Raw genomic sequence first — 16,531 nt, forward strand, 5'->3', positions numbered from 1 at the left:
GCGGCCGCCGAGGCGGCGGCCGCCGTGGGGTTCGGCGGCGAGCAGCCGGACACGGCGGCCGCCACCCGCACCCCTCCGGCCACCGCCAAAGTGACCCGCGCCACGCTGACGGAGTCCAAGAACGTGGACGGCACGCTCGGCTACGGCACGGCCACCACGATCACGTCCAAGGCACGGGGCACGATCACCTGGCTGCCCGCGGAAGGCTCCGTCATCACCCGGGGCAAGGCCGTCTACAGCGTCGACGCCGCCCGCCGCCCCCTGCTGTACGGCAGCATGCCGCTCTATCGCACGCTGGAAGACGGCGTCGAAGGCAAGGACGTCAAGGAGTTCGAGCAGAACCTCGCCAAGCTCGGCTACACCGGCTTCACCGTGGATGACACCTTCACCTACGCCACCCGGCAGGCGGTCAAGGACTGGCAGGATGATCTGGGCCTGGAGGTCACCGGCAAGGTCGAGACCACCGACGTGGTCGTCGCCCCCGGCCAGATCCGCGTCGCCGACCTCAAAGCCGCGCTGGGCGATGCCGCCGGCGGCCCGGTGCTCACCGCGACGGGAACCACCCGGCAGGTCCTGATCAACCTCGACGTGGCCGACCAACGCCTGGTCAGGCGGGGCATGAAGGCCACGGTCGAGCTGCCGGACGGCACCACGGTCAAGGGCAGCATCATCAGCGTCGGCAAGGTCGCCACGACCAGCGGCACCGGCGACGACGCGGCCACCACGGTCGAGGTCAAGGTATCGGTCCCCAGGTTGAACAAGGCCTACGACTCGGCCCCCGTGCAGGTCACCATCGTCTCCGACCAGCGCGAGAACGTGCTGGCCGTCCCCGTCGGGGCGCTGGTCGCGCTCGCCGAGGGCGGCTACGGCGTGCAGGTCGTCGACGGTGCGAGCACCCGCTACACCGCCGTCAAGACCGGCATGTTCGCCGACGGCAAGGTGGAGGTCACCGGCGTGAGCGAGGGCGTCACCGTGGCGGTGCCCAAGTGATCGTCGAACTCGACGAGGTGAGCAAGGGCTACGGCGAGGTCACCGTGCTGCACGGCGTCTCCGTGGGCATCCAGGACGGCGAGCTGATCGGCATCGTCGGCCCCTCCGGCTCCGGCAAGTCGACCATGCTCAACATGATCGGCACGCTGGACCGCCCGAGCGGCGGCACCGTCCGCGTCGCCGGGCACGACGTCAGCGCCCTGACCGACCGGCAGGTGTCCGCGCTGCGGGCGAACGTCATCGGCTTCGTCTTCCAGCAGTTCCACCTCACCGCCGGGGTGCCCGCCGTGGACAACGTGGCCGACGGGCTGCTCTACTGCGGCCCTTCGCTGCGCGAGCGCCGCCGGCGGGCGGCCGAGGCGCTGGAACGGGTCGGGCTCGGCCACCGGCTCGGCCACCGCCCGCACGAGATGTCGGGCGGCGAGCGGCAGCGCGTGGCCATCGCCCGCGCCGTGGTCGGCGGCCCGCGGCTGCTGCTGGCCGACGAGCCGACCGGCAACCTCGACTCCCGATCAGGAGCAGGCGTGATGGACCTGCTGCGCGAGCTCAACCGCGCGGGCACCACCGTGGTCATCATCACCCACGACCGCGGCATCGCCGCCTCGCTGCCCAGGCAGGTCGAGATGCTGGACGGACGCGTGGTGGAGGGGGTGCGGACATGACCGTCCTGACCCCCGCCCGCATGCGGCCGCGCGACGTGGCCAGGGTCGGCGGCGCGGGCCTGCGAGCCAGGCCGCTGCGCGTGTTCCTGTCGGCGCTCGGCATCGCCATCGGCATCGCCGCCATGCTCGGCGTCGTCGGCATCTCCGCCTCCAGCCAGGAGGACCTCAACCGGCAGCTGTCCGCGCTCGGCACCAACCTGCTCAAGGTCTCACCCGGCCAGTCCCTGTTCGGCGAGGACTCCCACCTGCCTGCCGAGGCCGAAGCCATGATCGACCAGATCGGCCCGGTCACCTCGGTCACCGCGGCCGGCGTCACCTCGGCCAAGGTCTACCGCAACGACCACATCCCGGCGGCGGAGTCGGGCAGCATCTCGGTCACCGCCGCCCGCCTCGACCTGCTCAAGGACGTCAGCGCCCAGGTCGTCAGCGGCTCCTGGCTGAACGAGGCCACCCACCGCTACCCGGCCGTCGTCCTCGGCGCCAGGGCGGCCGACCGTCTCGGCGTCGTCCGGGCCGGCCCCGACCAGCGGGTCTGGCTCGGCGGGCAGTGGTTCACCGTGGTCGGCGTGCTCGCCTCCGCGCCGCTGGCCCCCGAACTCGACACCGCCGCCCTCATCGGCTGGCCGGTCGCCACGGAACGGCTCGGCTTCGACGGCTACCCCACCACGATCTACACCAGGGCCGAGGAGAAGTCGGTGACCGCGGTCCGCGACGTGCTCGCGGCCACCGCCAACCCGGAGAAACCCAACGAGGTCAAGGTCTCACGCCCGTCGGACGTGCTGGCCGCCAAGCAGGCCACCGACGCCACCCTGAACGCGCTCCTGGTCGGCCTCGGCGGTGTCGCCCTGCTGGTCGGCGGCGTCGGCGTGGCCAACACCATGGTCATCTCCGTGCTGGAACGGCGGGCCGAGATCGGGCTGCGCCGCTCCCTCGGCGCCACCCGCGGGCAGGTCAGACTGCAGTTCCTGGCCGAGTCGTTGCTGCTGTCGGCCATCGGGGGCGTCGGCGGCGTGGCGCTCGGCATCGGCGTCACCAGCGCCTACGCGGGCCTGCAGGGCTGGCCCGCGATCGTCCCCGTCTGGGCCATGCTCGGTGGCGTCTTCGCCACCTTGGTCATCGGCGGCGTCGCCGGCTTCTACCCGGCCGTTCGCGCCGCCCGGATGTCGCCCACCGAGGCCCTGGCCACGCCTTGACGGCCAGGCCGCCGTCACCAGACACGGACTATCCGGACTGGCAATGCCGTTCCTGCCAAATTTCCCCGAGTTCTTGAGAAAGGCTTACATCAGTGAGATTGAGTGCTCATCATCTACCGGCCGTCCTCACGGGCGCGCTGATGCTGGTGGCATCCGCCATCACCGTCGGGCCCGCCGCCGCATCCACGGCCGGCACGATCGACTGGAAGCAGTGCGCAGGCACCGACGACGCGATCCAGTGCGCCACCCTCGAGGTGCCGATGGACTGGTCCAAGCCCAACGGCGAGAAGATCCACATCGGCCTGGCCCGCACGCAGGCCACCGACTCCAAGTCCCGTATCGGCTCCATCCTCATGGTCCCCGGCGGCCCCGGCACCGCCGGCGTCGACGTCATGATCCACCAGAAGGGGAAGGTGTTCAGCGACGCGGTGAGCAAGCGCTTCGACGTCGTCACCTACGACCCGCGCGGCGTCAACACCAGCAGCCGGGTCAAGTGCGACCTCACCATGACCCTGCAGACCGAGCAGCTCAAGACCCCGGGCAGCCAGGCCGAGTTCGACAAGCTCGTGGCGGCCAACAAGAAGCTCAGCGAGGACTGCCGCGCGAAGACCGGCCCGCTCTACGACCACCTCGACTCCCGTGACGTGGTCAGGGACATCGACGCCATCAGGGCCGCGCTCGGCGAGGACAAGATCACCCAGGTCGGTTACTCGTACGGCACGCTGGCGAACCAGCAGTACGCCGAGATGTACCCCAACCGTGTCCGGGCGCTGGTCGCCGACGCGAACCTGGTCCACACCATGCGGGGCCCCTGGGACTGGATGAACGCCCACACCGCCGTGCAGGAGAAGAACTTCCTCGCGTTCGCCGACTGGTGCGACCAGGCCTCCGGCTGCGCCCTGTACGGCAAGGACACCAAGAAGACCTACGGCGAGCTGCGTGAGCGGGCCCGCAAGGGCGACCTGGTGAACCCGAACACCGGCAAGAAGGTCAACTTCTACGATCTGACCGAGAGAATCTTCCTCGCCCACGTCCCCAGCCGGTGGAAGCGGCTGGCGAGCGAGCTCAAGGCCCTGAACGACGGCGAGAAGAGCGACGCGCCCAAGCAGCAGAAGCAGGCCAAGCCGGCGGAGGATGACCCGCTTGCCCCCCTGCCGCACGGGGTGTACTTCTGCAGGGACTTCACGTTCAAGGTCAACAGCTACGCGCAGTGGAAGACCTGGCTGGCCCGGCTGGCCAAGCTGTACCCCAACACCCAGTGGACCTCGTTCGCCAAGAGCGGGCTGGACTGCACCGGATGGATGGGCCAGACCACCAACCCGCAGTCCCGTCCGAACATCAAGGGTGCTCCGCCGCTGGTCATGATCGGCAACGTGCACGACTTCGCCGCCGACTACCCCTCGTCGCAGTTGGCCGCAGAGCAGACCGGCGCGACTCTGGTCACCTACGAGGGCTACGGGCACGCCGTCTACCCGACCTCCGGGGCCGGGCCGGTCGCCTGCGTCAACGACGTGATCGACGACTACCTGATCAACCTCAAGGTCCCCGCCAAGGGCACCAGCTGCCCGGACATCGAAGAGCCATAGCAGCGAATGCTCGGCCGCCGGCCCCCGAACCGGTCCGTCAGGCCTGACACGCTCACCTGACCCGCGCTGCCGGGATGCGCCCGATCGCGTCCCGGCAGCGTGCGTGGTCTCGCCCGCCTGGGTCTGCGGAACTCCAACCGTTACCACGCAGGTTCGTCCAGGCGCACAATCGCCCCCGATGTCACGTGTGATTGGCTCATCGGCATGGAAACAACCGCTGTCGCCGCTTCGTCCGAGTCGCCGCACCTCGCCGCCGCCGTCACCCGGTTGCTCCGCGAGCACCCCCTGATCGACGGGCACAACGACCTGCCCTGGGCGGCGCGCAGTCTCGTCGGCTACGACTTCGATCGGCTCGACATCAGCCGCGACACCTCCGGGCGCACCCACACCGACCTGCCGCGGCTGGCGGCCGGGATGGTCGGCGGGCAGTTCTGGTCGGTGTTCGTCCCCTCCTCCCTGCCCGCGGGGCACGCGGTCACGGCCACGTTGGAGCAGATCGACTGCGTGCTCGCCATGGTCCGGCGCTACCCCGACCACCTGGCCCTGGCGACCACCGCCGAGGAGGTGGAAAGCGTCTTCGCCTCCGGGCGGATCGCCTCATTGATGGGCGCCGAGGGCGGCCATTCGATCGACTGCTCGCTGGGGACGTTGCGCATGCTGTACGCGCTGGGCGTGCGCTACATGACCTTGACCCACAACGACAACACCCCCTGGGCGGACTCCGCCACCGACGAGCCGGTCAACCATGGCCTGTCCGCGTTCGGCGAGGAAGTCGTGAGGGAGATGAACAGGCTCGGCATGCTGGTCGACCTGTCGCACGTCTCGGCCGACACCATGCGCGACGCCCTGCGGGTCACGCAGGCGCCGGTGATCTTCTCGCACTCCTCGGCGCGTGCGATCTGTTCCGCGCCGCGCAATGTGCCCGATGACGTCCTGGAGACCCTGGCGGCCAACGGCGGGGTGTGCATGGCCATCTTCGCGCCCGACTTCGTGTCCCAGGACTACTGGGAGTGGCGTCTGGCCGCCGTCGACGCCGCCGGCTCGATGGGTGTCGAGACCGCTGACGCCGAGGCGTTCCAGGGGTTCCTGGCCACCTGGGAGAGGACGCACCCGAGGCCCGTCGTCACCATCGAGCATGTGGTGACCCACCTGGAGCACATGCGCGAAGTGTCCGGCGTCGACCATCTGGGGATCGGCGGCGACTACGACGGGTGCGACATGCTGACCCGCGGGCTGGAAGACGTGAGCGGCTATCCGCGGCTGTTCGCCGCCCTGGCCGGCCGCGGCTGGTCGGAGGCGGACCTGGCCAAGCTGGCCGGCCGCAACGTGCTGCGAGTGCTGCGCGACGCCGAGGCCACCGCCAGTGACCTGCGGCAACGGCGCGGGCCCAGCCTTGCGCGCATCGGCGCCCAGCCCCGGCAGCCCGGGACGTAGGCGGCCTCGTCGGCGCGGCGCAGGGCGTGCTGCTCATCGCCGTGCACGGCGGCGATCACGCCCGTTCCCGCGTCCAGCAGGGCCGCCTTGACCTCGGCGCTGACCAGGGTGTCGGCCAGCAGGGCGGCGCCGAAGGCGGCCAGATCGGGGACACTGCAGTAGCCGCCGCCGGCCGGCGACCCGCGCCTGGGCAGGGTGTCGTAGTGCGGCTGCCTGGGCCCGGCGATCGGCCCCTCGGCACTGAAGAAGGTGTACACAGTGGTGCGCGCCCTGGGCCTGACCCGGCACGGACGCCGGTACCTGGAAGAGATGCGGTTCCGGCCGCTCGCCGTCCACCGCGAAGGACTGGTCCTCGGCGACAGCGGGCTGGCAGGCACGCTACTGCCGCAGCCACAGGTCCTGATAGCACCCAACCTGCGGACCGTACTGCTGGACGAGGTACTGGGAGACGGGTTCGCACTGCTCGCAGTGGACGTACCGGCAACCGACTGGGCGCGAGTCAGCGGCGTCGCACCCGTACGGCGCCTGGACGTCGTACTGGGTGAACGGCTGCCTCGGCCCGCAGGGGACCGGCAGGCCGTCGCCGACGCCGACGGACGCCTGGAGACCGCTCTCAGCCCGGCACGAGGGCGCTTCGTCCTGGTCAAACCGGACCGCTACATAGCCGCCGTGTTCCCGGCGAAGGACGTCGAGCCGGTAGCCGCGCTGCTGCGAGCGTACGTCAGGACAGCACCGGCCGATTAACCCTCGTGCCGAACATGCTGCCCCCAGGCGGCCTTCTGCCGGGCCCAGCGAGAAGACGATCTCGGCCGCTGCCGCCCGGCGATCACCTCGATGGTCGGGAATACCCCCACCCCAACAGGCAGGCAGGCGTGACTGAACCTGAGTGATCTTCCCGCGACATTGGAGGCATGACGAAATTGCTCGCTGCCGCTGTCACCGGTTCCCTGATCCTCGCCCCTGTCGCCCCCGCCTACGCCGCCGCAACGCCCTCACCCCAGTCCCACCTTGACCTGCTCACCACCGAGGACGGCATGGCGGGCGCGTTGAGCCAGGTGCGCAGCCCGGACGGCGCGACCGTGACCCGGCGCTCCGGCACCGCGAAGCGGGGCACCGGGAAGCCGATGATCGGCCCCCAGGGCCGGTTCAGGATCGCCAGCGCGAGCAAGCCGATCATCGCCGCCACCGTGCTGCGGCTGGTCGATCAGAAGAAGATCGACCTGGACACCAGGGTGGAGCGCTACCTGCCCGGGGTGCTGCGCGGCACCGGCGACGGCGCCGCGATCGACGGCCGAAAGATCACCGTCCGGATGCTGCTGCAGCAGACCAGCGGCCTGCCCGAGTTCCTCAACGCGATCGAGTGGAAGGAACCCTTCCCGGACTTCCTGCAGGTGGCACTGACACTCAAGCCCACGCCCCGCGGCTCCTTCGCCTACGCCAACACCAACTACCTGCTCCTCGGCATGATCGTGACCGCAGTGACCGGGAAGGACTTCCGCCAGGCGAGCCAGGACCTGATCCTCAAGCCGTACGGAATGCGGGACACGTACTGGCCGGCCAAGGGCGAGCACGGCATCCGCGGCCCGCACGCCCACACCTACGGGGCGCACCCCGGCCATCCGCAAGGCGGCCAGGTGGACCTGACCGACCAACTGCCCACCTACGAGTTCGGTCCCAGCGGCGGCCTGGTCTCCACCCCCGAAGACCTCAACCGGTTCTGGCGTAAGGCCCCGCTGAGCAAGATGATGACCCGGCCGGTAAAGGTCGAACAGGAAGGCTGGCCCGCAGGCGCCCGCTACGGCTACGGCGTGGCCCGGATGAAGTCGACCTGCGGCCACGCCTACTTCGCCGCCGGCGACATGCTGGGAACCGCGGTGTTCAGCGGCCGGGACCAGGCCGGACGCGCCGCCACCGTCTACGTCACTGGCGTGCCCGACAATCGGCAGCACCTGATCGACGCCTTCGTCGCCGCGATGTGCGACCGCTGAGCCCGGATGGCCACGCGGCGGCCTCGAGGCTGTCCCGGCTAACGCCCCGCTTCGTCGTCGAGGTCATCACGGCAGCCGCCCACGCCGTGCGCGCCGGACGGACCGGCCTGCGAACAGGTGCTCATCAACCGCGCCGAACGAGCTACAACCCTCCGCACGGATCGCTGACCTGCTGACGCAGCTGCGGCGCAGGCGAGCGACAGCATCCACCGGCTGCCCAAGTCCACCAACGAAGACTCTTACAAGATCAACATACCTCCGGGCTCATCGCGTGATTCTTTGATGCCCTTGTAGCACCGAAATCCAGCCCGACCCTCCCCAGAGGCCTTCCTCCCGTGCCTGGCCTACCACTCCTTTGCAGGCTGGGGGTCACAGGCTGCGGGCGGTGATGTCGCCGTTGGAGGTGGTGGCGTGGATGTCGAGTTCGGCGGTGCCGTCGTTGTTGAGGGCGTTGATGATGCGGCCGTGGCTGGTGCCGGCGTCCAGGGCGGCCGAGACTCCGCCGGCGGCGGCGATCGAGATGTCGCCGGACTGGGTGCGCAGCACGACCGTGCCGCCGGTGGCCTCGGCGATCCGGATGTCGCCCCGTGCGGTGCTGATCTGCGCGGGGCCGCCCAGCCGGCCGACCTCGACGTCGCCGTCGAGCGCGGTGAGGCGGACGCTCGCGGCCTCGTCGATCGTGATCCGGCTGTAGGCGCCTTCGAAGGCGACGTCGCCGAGACGGCCCGCGGTCCGGAGTTCGGCGCTTTCCGCCCTGGCCTCGATGCCGGAGCCGGCGGGCAGCTCGACCGTCACCTCGATGGACCCGGACGGGCCGAAGTACTGGTTCTTCGCCGCGGCGGTCTCGATCCGCAGGACGCCATCGGCGTATGCGACCGTGGTCTGCTCCGCCGCCTTCACGTCCCGGCCCTTCGAGGCGTTCGCGGGCAGGACCTCGACCGCGGTGTCGGCCCGGTCGGCGGCGATGAACCGGACCCGTCCCGCGGGGATGTGAAGGACGGCGGAGATCGGGGCGGGGGTGTCGAACTTCTGCATCATGTGCTCCTCATACTGCGTTGTCGCGGTCTTGCGAGCTCGGTGTGGCCCAGCTCGCAGCCCCGAGGCCGCGCTGAACCGTTCATGGCATCCACCATCGCCGACCGCTCTGATACCGGGCTGTCGCCGTCCTGACGCCGCCGCTGACATGCCGGCGGCCGCGCTCACCGACGGCGGCTACCCATCCCGGATCCGTCAGGATCCCGCCTGCAAGAGCGTCCCGGCGCCCCCGCGTCGGACGATCAGGCCGACGCGGTGCAAGGATCTGTGGGACGCCGACTCGACCGGCCCGCACCACACACACGAACGACAAGGACAGACCCTGTGATGACACCACCACCACGTACCGCGCAGCAGCGCAAGATCGACGCCCTCGACCGGCTCGCAAACGACGTCGACGCCTGGGTGGCCACGGCCGGCCCCGACGGCGCAGCGCCCTACCTGGTGCCCCTGTCCTTCCTGTGGGACGGCGCCACACTACTGATCTCCACCCCGGCCGCCAGCCCCACCAGCCGCAACCTGCAGGCCACCGGCAAAGTCCGGCTCGGCATCGGCCCGACCCGCGACCTGCTCCTCATCGAAGGAACCGTCCAGACGTTCGAAGCCGGCGAGATCTCCGACGAGACCGGTGACGCCTTCGCCGCCAAGACCGGTTTCGACCCGCGCCGGCTCTCCAGCCCCTACCTGTACTTCCGCATCCGCCCCCAACGCCTGCAGGCCTGGCGCGAAGCCAACGAACTCGAAGGCCGCGACCTCATGCGCGACGGCCGCTGGACCATCTCCTGACGCGACGAAAGGCTCTCACCGGCGGACGCCGGGGACGGGGGAGGGGCGGCGGTGCAGCACCACGGGCGCGCACGCCGACCTGCTCATCCTCGACGGCGCCCCCCTGCACCACCTCGACGTCCTCGCCGCCCCCGGCACACCATCCAAGCCGACGAGATCGTCACCCCTGAACACACCCCACCGCCGGCGGGCGGCCGTCAACCGGCAGCCGACCGCCAAGGAGAGTCACGCCGGGTGGGACGGGCCGTGGCGCTGATCCGCACAGCGTAGACGGGCGTGCCCCCGCCCGGCACCGGCCCCAGATAGTCGTGCCCGGTCAGATGACACCAGGCGGGCAGATCGATCGGCGCCGCCGGATCCCCGGCGATCAGATGAACGACGCTGCCAGGAGCCAACCGGTCAGCCAGGCGGCGCAACTCGATCAGCAACTGGACGCAACGGCGCTCACCGCCGTCGAGCACGACCGGCCCGCCGGGGGACTCGCCGGGGAGGCCGTCATTCCTCTCGTCACCCACGCCGATCACACTACCGGCAGCCCATCCAGCGACCCGGCGAGCTCGAACCCACTTCGAACACCCACTTCGAACACCCACTTCGAACACCCACTTCGAACACTGCCTGAAACACTGCCTCGAGCACCGTCGCCGCCTGCGCCGCATCACCCAGCGCCGCCCAACCTGACGCCCGGTGCGCAGCGGGGGAGCCCAACCGCCGCGCCGGCCCAGCCTGTCATCGACCGCCCGCGAAAGCACCGCCAGACCCCGACAACCCTACGAGCACAGCACCCGCTGAATACGGCCCGCCGCAAACCACAACCCGGCCACCGCCATCACCACCAGATACCCCGCATGACCCACCAACCCCCACCCGGGCTGCCCCAACGCCAGCCCGCGCACCAACTCCACCGCGTGGAACAGCGGCGTCGCCACCACCACCGCCTCCAACGCCGCCGGATAAGCACCCACAGGGGAGAAGGTGCCAGAAAACAGGAACAGTGAGAACTGCGCCGCCGTCATGAGGTCGAAATCCTGCCAGCCACGCAACAACGTCGACGCCGCCATCCCCACGGCACCGAACGACACCCCTACCAGCATCGTCGCCGGAAACGCCGCCAGCGCCCACACCGGCTCAGCCAGCCCCAGCACCACCATCACCAGCAAGAACAACGCCGTGTACACAGAACTGCGCACCATCGCCCAGCTCAGCTCACCCAACGCCACCTCGATCGGCCGCACCGGAGTCGCCAAGATCGCCTCGAACGTCTTGGCATAACGCATCTTGAAGAAGAAGTTGAACGTCGTCTCGGCCAGCGCGCCATTCATCGCCGAAGCCGCCAGCATCGCCGGAGCCACGAACACCGCGTACGACACCACCTGCCCATCACCCAACGGGATCCGGCCCACCAGCGCGCCCACCCCGACCCCGATCGACAGCAGGTACAGCAACGGCTCGAAAAACCCCGACACCAACACCAGCCAGTACGCCGCACCCGACCGCAACGCACCCACATTGCGGCCGACCACCGCACCCACCCGGCCCACCGACACCCGCCGGGCCAACGCCAACGTCACCATCACTAGTCCTGAAGTCGCCTGCGAAACGCGTAACCCGCCCACCACACACCCAGCACGGCGAACACCAGCAGATAACCGGCATGCGCCCACACCGGCCACGGGGGAGAGGCACCCGCCGTCGCCGCCCGGCACAACTCCACCCCATGCCACAACGGCGACACGTACGCCAACGGCCGCACCAGCCCCGGCAACTGCTCCACCGGGAAGAACACCCCCGCGAACAACGTCGAAGGAATCATCACGAACCGAAACAGCAACGCGAAATAACTGTCATGATCGATCGTCGCCGAGAACGCCGTCACCGGCGCGGCCACCGCCACCGCCAGCAACGCCGCCACCAACGGAGTCAGCACCGCCCACGGCGACGCCAACGCCCCGAACACCCCCACCACCGCCAAGAACACCACGACCGCGATCTCGACCCGGAACACGATGTACAGCAGCCAACCGCCGATCATGTCCCACACCGACACCCGCGTGGCGTACATCGCGTGCGCACCCCGGTGCCAGCGGAACTCACCGAACACCGAGTACGTGCACTCACCCACCGCCATCTGAAACGCCGTCGAAGCCAGCACCCCCGGCACGATCCACACCACGTACGGCACACCCCGCACCTGGCCGATGTAACCGCCCACCCCCAGGCCGATGCTCGCCAAAAACAACACCGGCAGCACGAACGACGAGAACAACGACGCCCGCCACAACCGCTTGTACAACGTCAGGTGCCGCTCCAGCACCGCCACCGCCGGATGCGCCATCAGTCGACCAACGTCCGGCCGGTCAGGTGCAGGAACACATCCTCCAACGACGACCTGCGCACCAGCACACTCGACGGCACCAGCGCACGCCGGTGCACCTCCGCCACCGCCGCGTCACCGTCCTTGGCATACAACAAGATCCGATCAGGCAGCACATCCACCCGATCCCCGACCCCCTCCAGCGACGGCACGAACCCCTCCAGCGCCTCCGCCCCGAAACGCAACTCCACCACCTCCGGCGACGAGTACGCCTCGATCAGCGCCCGCGGCGAACCCTCCGCCACGATCCGGCCGCCGTCCATCACCACCAGCCGATCGCACAACTGCTCGGCCTCATCCATGTAATGCGTGGTCAGCACCAGCGTCACACCCCGCTGCTTCAACCGGAACAACCGCTCCCACAGCAGATGACGCGCCTGCGGATCCAGCCCCGTCGTCGGCTCGTCCAGCAACACCAGATCCGGGTCGTTCACCATCGCCCGCGCGATCGTCAGCCGCCGCTTCATCCCGCCCGACAACGGCTCCACCCGGCTCGAGGCCTTGTCACGAAGCTGCGCGAAATCCAGCAACTCCTCGGCCCGCTCCCGCGCCTGCCCCCGCGACAACCCGAAATACCGCGCGTACGTCGTCAAATTCTCCCGCACCGACAGATCCGGATCCAGATTGTCCAACTGCGGGCACACCCCCAGCCGAGCCCTGATCCGCGGCCCCTCCCGCACCGGATCCAACCCCAGAATGCGCAACTCACCAGCCGACGGCATCGACACACAGCCGATCATCCGCATCGTCGACGACTTACCCGCCCCGTTCGGCCCCAGAAAACCGAACGCCTCACCGGGCGCCACATCCAGATCGATGCCGTCAACCGCGGTGAAATCACCGAAGCGCTTGACCAGCCCACGCGCACGGATCAGAGAAAGCTCACCAGACACGAGGTCAGACCATAACCAACCCCACCGACAGTTTCGACAGGATATCCACGCCACAATGAACGCCATGGACACCCGCGCAGCCGCCCAACGCTTCGCCGACACCTGGCAACACGGCTGGACCCACCACGACGTCGACGCCATCATCGCCCTCTACAGCGACGACGCCGTCCACATCTCCATGCCCTTCCGAGCCCCGCACACCGGCAAACAAGCCATCGCCGACTACATCCGATGGTCCTTCACCGGCGAAAGCGACCCCACGTCACCTTCGCCACCCCCATCGTCGACGCAGATCAGGCCGCCATCGAATTCCGTGTCAACAGCCTCGACAACGCGACCCCCACCACCCTCGCCGGCTGCGTCATCGCCCGCTTCAACGCCGACGGACTCGCCACCCACACCCGCGACTACTGGCACACCAGCCACAACGGCTGACACCGCATCGCGCCCCACGCACGCGACGCGGCCCAACTCAACGCGAAACCCGCACCCCTGAAACAACCGGACGAACAACAGGCATCGGACCGGACACAGGCCCAGACACCGGGGGAGCCACCGGCACAGCCGGACGCGCAACCTGCTGCGTCTGCTCAGCAGCACGCCGCTCCACGCACCCACCCTCACAGTAACCGTTCGTCACGATCAACCGACCCCGCAACGGCGTGTACGCCTCCCGCCCAGAGGCAGGCAGAACCCCCTGACACACCGGGCATAAAACCGACTGGTTCCCCACGTGCTGCTCCTCTCGGCGCGATAGCAGACCCCCAGCCTAAACGGACCACCCCGCCAAGGACAGCGAATCAACCAGATGTCAAACCCGCCGTCAGACGACCACCCTCCGTGAACACCCCTCCCACCAGCCCCAACACCCCACACGCGTGCGCCATCTCACACCCGCCCACGGGACCGCACCCCACCCACCCCGGGGCGGCACCGGGGGACAGGCACCAGGGGACAGGCGCGGCCCCACCGGCCGCGGAAAGCCCAGGATCAGCCCCGCGACGGCTCCCGGACCCCCTCCTTCCGCCACACCTTGAACAACCGGCGAGCCGAACCCCCCACAGGACCGACCGCCTCATACAACACCGCACGCGAGACCGGCCTCGCCTCCGACACCGCCGCCACCGCCTCATCCGCCGACGTGATCGTGCGCGAACAGACGTCCAGCAGATAACCCGGAATCCGCAGCCGCGGATCCGTGCACCCCACCAGCGGCACACCCACCGCCGCCACCACCGGGAAAACCGTCCCCGGAATCCCGATCGCCACCTCCGCCCTGGCCGACGCCTGAACCGACGGCACCGAACTGATCTCGTACCGCTCCCACAACGAACGATCCTCACGCGGATGCAAACCCACCACGATCCGCTTACCCGCCGCCGCAAACCGCTCCGCCGCCGCCAGCAGCAACTCCGTCCCCGGAGCCGAACCACCACTCGCGCCCGACTTCGTCACACTGGTCAACACCAGCACCGTCCCCGCCTCCGGAGCATGCCTGGGCAGATCATCCGTCTGCGGCGTCCCCACCACCGTGATCGGACGGCGCGTCCCCAGATAGTCGTCGAACACCTCCGCCTCCGCCGGCGACGACGCCGTCACCGCCCTCAGCCGATCGCGGAACTCCCGCGCACGCGGCGCCTCCACAGGAAGCTGATACGCCAGCGAACTCGCGACCAACGGCAGATCACGCAACCGCGCCGCGCAGTCGGCAGGCCAGTCACCCGCGCCGGTCACGACGAGCAGGTCGGCCTCGGGGACGTCGTCCAAAGTCGCGACCGCGACCGGATCACCCGGCGCGACACCCGACCGGTCCGGCACCAACTGCACGACCTCCCAGCCCAGGCGCTGCGCCTCCGGGAGCAACGGCTTGGCGTGATACGTCCCCCACGGCTCGTTCGTCGCGATCAGCACGCGGGTGCGCGCCTTCGCGCCCAGCCGCTCCGCCGCCTGGGCGGCGGTGCCTCCCAGGACCGCGAGACCGGCCCCGGACAGCGCGCCGGCCAGCAGGGAGCGACGGGAGAGACGGTGATCGGAGCGCGAGATGACTGACATGTCCTGAAATTTCATGGGACGGGAATCTAGAGGCTGCTCGCGACCTGCCTGTGAACACGACCCGTCGCCCCAGGAAACACCGTCACGCCCCGGACGAACCCCCGCACGAGTCGACCAGCGACAACGGGGGAGAGGCGCCCACTTTTTCGCAAACACGCGTACGCATCCCGGCACGGCCACCACGGCCTCCTGCGTCTGGCGGACCCCCACAAGATCAGCGAGGCGCACGCCCACTCCCGCGCCAGGGCCGCCCCGTGAGCCACAAGGACGCAGCCCCGATCGTCGCGACCGACTCCAGCGCACACCGGCCGATCGCGGCTCCGGCCCGGCCTGGTCGACCATGCCACGCGAGGCGAAAGGCGCTGATCGCCCGCGACCGGCGACGGCCAGGGACCCCCTTCCGCCGAACGCGCCGCACTCACACTCACGGTGGCGGTGGCCAGTAAGCGACCGAGCAAGCACGCCGGGGGACCCGGGAGCTGTCCTGTCTCATTCAATCTGGTCCATGGGCAACCGTCCTGCCTGCATCGGACCAGGTTCAGTGAGACAACACACGGCACCACCGTCTCACTGAACCTGGTCCGATTGGCAGGTTGTCTCATTGGATGTGGTCCATCAGAGGTGTTTTCGCCGCTGCCTCACGCAGGCCTGGCCGTGCTGGCTGAGCTTGCCGCGCCCTTCGAGCTGTCTCATTGAGGATCACCCGCGAGCAACTCGTTGGATAAGGTGACGGCATGTCAAGCGCTGGGCTGTTCGCGGGGACGGGATCGTTCTATGCGCGGTTTCGTCCGGGCTATCCGAGGGCGTTCTTCAACGATCTGATCCGGCGCTTCGCGCTCGACGGTTCTGGACGTCTGCTTGACCTGGGCTGCGGGACTGGCCAGCTAACTTTTCCGCTCGCCGAGCATGTCGCAGAAGCGATCGGTGTCGATCCTGAGGCGGAAATGCTCAACCAGGCCGCCCGACAAGCACTCGACGGCGACATCCGCAATGTGACCTGGGTGCTTGGCAGCTCCGCCGACATGCCAGGTGAGTTGGGACGGTTCCGGTTGGTGACCATGGGCCGCTCATTCCACTGGATGGATCGTGAGCAGGTGTTGGGGAAGCTGGCCGGCATGGTGGAAGACGAAGGCGGCGTGGTGATCGCCAATGATGGTTGCCTGGCGCGGCCGAGGACTCCCTGGCAGCACGCCATCGAGGAAGTGCAGCACCGTTTCTTGGGTCCGCTTCCCCAGGCTAGTGCCGGGGTGCCGACCGAACCGCATGAAGCGGTGCTGGCCCGATCATCATTTCGGGACGTCACCCGAGTGGTCCATGAGTTTGAGCGGCCGTGGACGGCGGACCAGATCATCGGCTATTTGTATTCGACGTCACTGCCGCTGCGCCGCATGCTCGGCGATCGGCGACCCGCGTTCGAGCGGGAGATCACTGATGCTCTGCTCATGGCTGATCCAAGCGGACGGCTTGTCGAACCGGTGACGCTCGAAGTGCTGATAGCCCGGAAAAGCTTCCTGGCCACGCACCAGTTTTAGTGAGAA

At 69.1% G+C, this 16,531-nt stretch carries 17 protein-coding genes; 10 read left to right on the plus strand and 7 right to left on the minus strand.

Going from position 1 to position 16,531, the window contains the following annotated elements; translation table 11 throughout:
* The 7 genes from ABZ297_RS34345 to ABZ297_RS34375 form a co-directional block, all read left to right on the plus strand.
* The coding region (locus tag ABZ297_RS34345; RefSeq protein ID WP_355355211.1) for a peptidoglycan-binding protein at positions 1 to 990 on the plus strand (990 nt) is incomplete at its 5' end.
* Positions 990 to 1,652, plus strand: a complete 663-nt coding sequence (locus ABZ297_RS34350) for an ABC transporter ATP-binding protein (RefSeq protein ID WP_355355293.1) — start codon at positions 990 to 992, stop codon at positions 1,650 to 1,652. The genes ABZ297_RS34345 and ABZ297_RS34350, both read left to right, overlap by 1 nt.
* Positions 1,649 to 2,845 carry an ABC transporter permease gene (locus tag ABZ297_RS34355; protein ID WP_355355214.1) on the plus strand — a complete coding sequence of 399 codons (1,197 nt, stop codon included), beginning with the start codon at positions 1,649 to 1,651 and terminating at the stop codon, positions 2,843 to 2,845. The genes ABZ297_RS34350 and ABZ297_RS34355 overlap by 4 nt, the downstream gene beginning before the upstream one ends.
* A 140-nt stretch (positions 2,846 to 2,985) precedes the next feature.
* Positions 2,986 to 4,431, plus strand: a complete 1,446-nt coding sequence (locus ABZ297_RS34360) for an alpha/beta fold hydrolase (protein WP_355355217.1) — start codon at positions 2,986 to 2,988, stop codon at positions 4,429 to 4,431.
* Between the two features lie 204 nt (positions 4,432 to 4,635).
* Positions 4,636 to 5,865 (plus strand): dipeptidase, encoded by a 1,230-nt coding sequence (locus tag ABZ297_RS34365; protein ID WP_355355220.1) that lies wholly within the window; start codon positions 4,636 to 4,638, stop codon positions 5,863 to 5,865.
* Between the two features lie 258 nt (positions 5,866 to 6,123).
* The gene (locus ABZ297_RS34370) at positions 6,124 to 6,609 is read left to right on the plus strand and encodes a hypothetical protein (RefSeq protein ID WP_355355223.1); all 486 of its coding nucleotides are present in this window, start codon (positions 6,124 to 6,126) and stop codon (positions 6,607 to 6,609) included.
* Positions 6,610 to 6,776: 167 nt separating this feature from the next.
* Positions 6,777 to 7,853 (plus strand): serine hydrolase domain-containing protein, encoded by a 1,077-nt coding sequence (locus ABZ297_RS34375; RefSeq protein WP_355355226.1) that lies wholly within the window; start codon positions 6,777 to 6,779, stop codon positions 7,851 to 7,853.
* A gap of 369 nt (positions 7,854 to 8,222) precedes the next feature.
* On the opposite strand, the gene ABZ297_RS34380 is transcribed toward ABZ297_RS34375, so the two are convergent.
* A complete protein-coding gene (locus ABZ297_RS34380; RefSeq protein WP_355355229.1) occupies positions 8,223 to 8,888 on the minus strand; it encodes a DUF4097 family beta strand repeat-containing protein in 666 nt (221 codons plus the stop codon).
* Positions 8,889 to 9,215: 327 nt separating this feature from the next.
* Between ABZ297_RS34380 and ABZ297_RS34385 the strand changes: the two genes are divergently transcribed.
* Positions 9,216 to 9,674 carry a pyridoxamine 5'-phosphate oxidase family protein gene (locus tag ABZ297_RS34385; RefSeq protein ID WP_355355232.1) on the plus strand — a complete coding sequence of 153 codons (459 nt, stop codon included), beginning with the start codon at positions 9,216 to 9,218 and terminating at the stop codon, positions 9,672 to 9,674.
* A gap of 197 nt (positions 9,675 to 9,871) precedes the next feature.
* Here the strand turns inward: ABZ297_RS34385 and ABZ297_RS34390 are convergent, their stop codons facing one another.
* From ABZ297_RS34390 to ABZ297_RS34410, 5 genes are all read right to left on the minus strand, one after another.
* Positions 9,872 to 10,189 carry a sulfurtransferase TusA family protein gene (locus ABZ297_RS34390; protein ID WP_355355235.1) on the minus strand — a complete coding sequence of 106 codons (318 nt, stop codon included), beginning with the start codon at positions 10,187 to 10,189 and terminating at the stop codon, positions 9,872 to 9,874.
* Positions 10,190 to 10,444: 255 nt separating this feature from the next.
* Complete coding sequence (locus tag ABZ297_RS34395; protein WP_355355238.1) at positions 10,445 to 11,248, minus strand: ABC transporter permease; 804 nt, start codon at positions 11,246 to 11,248, stop codon at positions 10,445 to 10,447.
* Between the two features lie 2 nt (positions 11,249 to 11,250).
* Positions 11,251 to 12,009: an ABC transporter permease gene (locus ABZ297_RS34400; RefSeq protein WP_355355241.1), complete on the minus strand. Its 759-nt coding sequence runs from the start codon at positions 12,007 to 12,009 to the stop codon at positions 11,251 to 11,253.
* On the minus strand, positions 12,009 to 12,941 hold the full coding sequence (locus ABZ297_RS34405; RefSeq protein ID WP_355355244.1) for an ATP-binding cassette domain-containing protein: 933 nt from the start codon (positions 12,939 to 12,941) through the stop codon (positions 12,009 to 12,011). The genes ABZ297_RS34400 and ABZ297_RS34405 overlap by 1 nt, the downstream gene beginning before the upstream one ends.
* A gap of 4 nt (positions 12,942 to 12,945) precedes the next feature.
* Positions 12,946 to 13,113, minus strand: a complete 168-nt coding sequence (locus ABZ297_RS34410; protein WP_355355247.1) for a hypothetical protein — start codon at positions 13,111 to 13,113, stop codon at positions 12,946 to 12,948.
* 59 nt (positions 13,114 to 13,172) lie between these two features.
* On the opposite strand from ABZ297_RS34410, the gene ABZ297_RS34415 reads away from it, so the two are divergent.
* On the plus strand, positions 13,173 to 13,376 hold the full coding sequence (locus tag ABZ297_RS34415; RefSeq protein WP_355355249.1) for a hypothetical protein: 204 nt from the start codon (positions 13,173 to 13,175) through the stop codon (positions 13,374 to 13,376).
* Positions 13,377 to 13,931: 555 nt separating this feature from the next.
* On the opposite strand, the gene ABZ297_RS34420 is transcribed toward ABZ297_RS34415, so the two are convergent.
* The gene (locus ABZ297_RS34420; protein ID WP_355355252.1) at positions 13,932 to 15,008 is read right to left on the minus strand and encodes a hypothetical protein; all 1,077 of its coding nucleotides are present in this window, start codon (positions 15,006 to 15,008) and stop codon (positions 13,932 to 13,934) included.
* A gap of 719 nt (positions 15,009 to 15,727) precedes the next feature.
* Between ABZ297_RS34420 and ABZ297_RS34425 the strand changes: the two genes are divergently transcribed.
* The gene (locus ABZ297_RS34425) at positions 15,728 to 16,525 is read left to right on the plus strand and encodes a class I SAM-dependent methyltransferase (RefSeq protein ID WP_355355255.1); all 798 of its coding nucleotides are present in this window, start codon (positions 15,728 to 15,730) and stop codon (positions 16,523 to 16,525) included.
* Positions 16,526 to 16,531 lie beyond the last annotated feature (6 nt).

The sequence above is a fragment of the Nonomuraea sp. NPDC005983 genome (assembly GCF_040614375.1).
In the GTDB taxonomy this organism is placed as follows: Bacteria; Actinomycetota; Actinomycetes; order Streptosporangiales; family Streptosporangiaceae; genus Nonomuraea.

Excerpts from the sequence above, each read along its gene's own strand:
- ABZ297_RS34355 (WP_355355214.1), top strand. The coding sequence starts at position 1,649 with ATGACCGTCCTGACCCCCGCCCGCATGCGGCCGCGCGACGTGGCCAGG.
- ABZ297_RS34360 (WP_355355217.1), top strand. The coding sequence starts at position 2,986 with ATGCTGGTGGCATCCGCCATCACCGTCGGGCCCGCCGCCGCATCCACG.
- ABZ297_RS34365 (WP_355355220.1), top strand. The coding sequence starts at position 4,636 with ATGGAAACAACCGCTGTCGCCGCTTCGTCCGAGTCGCCGCACCTCGCC.
- ABZ297_RS34375 (WP_355355226.1), top strand. The coding sequence starts at position 6,777 with ATGACGAAATTGCTCGCTGCCGCTGTCACCGGTTCCCTGATCCTCGCC.
- ABZ297_RS34380 (WP_355355229.1), bottom strand. The coding sequence starts at position 8,888 with ATGCAGAAGTTCGACACCCCCGCCCCGATCTCCGCCGTCCTTCACATC.
- ABZ297_RS34385 (WP_355355232.1), top strand. The coding sequence starts at position 9,216 with ATGACACCACCACCACGTACCGCGCAGCAGCGCAAGATCGACGCCCTC.
- ABZ297_RS34395 (WP_355355238.1), bottom strand. The coding sequence starts at position 11,248 with ATGGTGACGTTGGCGTTGGCCCGGCGGGTGTCGGTGGGCCGGGTGGGT.
- ABZ297_RS34400 (WP_355355241.1), bottom strand. The coding sequence starts at position 12,009 with ATGGCGCATCCGGCGGTGGCGGTGCTGGAGCGGCACCTGACGTTGTAC.
- ABZ297_RS34415 (WP_355355249.1), top strand. The coding sequence starts at position 13,173 with ATGGTCCTTCACCGGCGAAAGCGACCCCACGTCACCTTCGCCACCCCC.
- ABZ297_RS34420 (WP_355355252.1), bottom strand. The coding sequence starts at position 15,008 with ATGAAATTTCAGGACATGTCAGTCATCTCGCGCTCCGATCACCGTCTC.
- ABZ297_RS34425 (WP_355355255.1), top strand. The coding sequence starts at position 15,728 with ATGTCAAGCGCTGGGCTGTTCGCGGGGACGGGATCGTTCTATGCGCGG.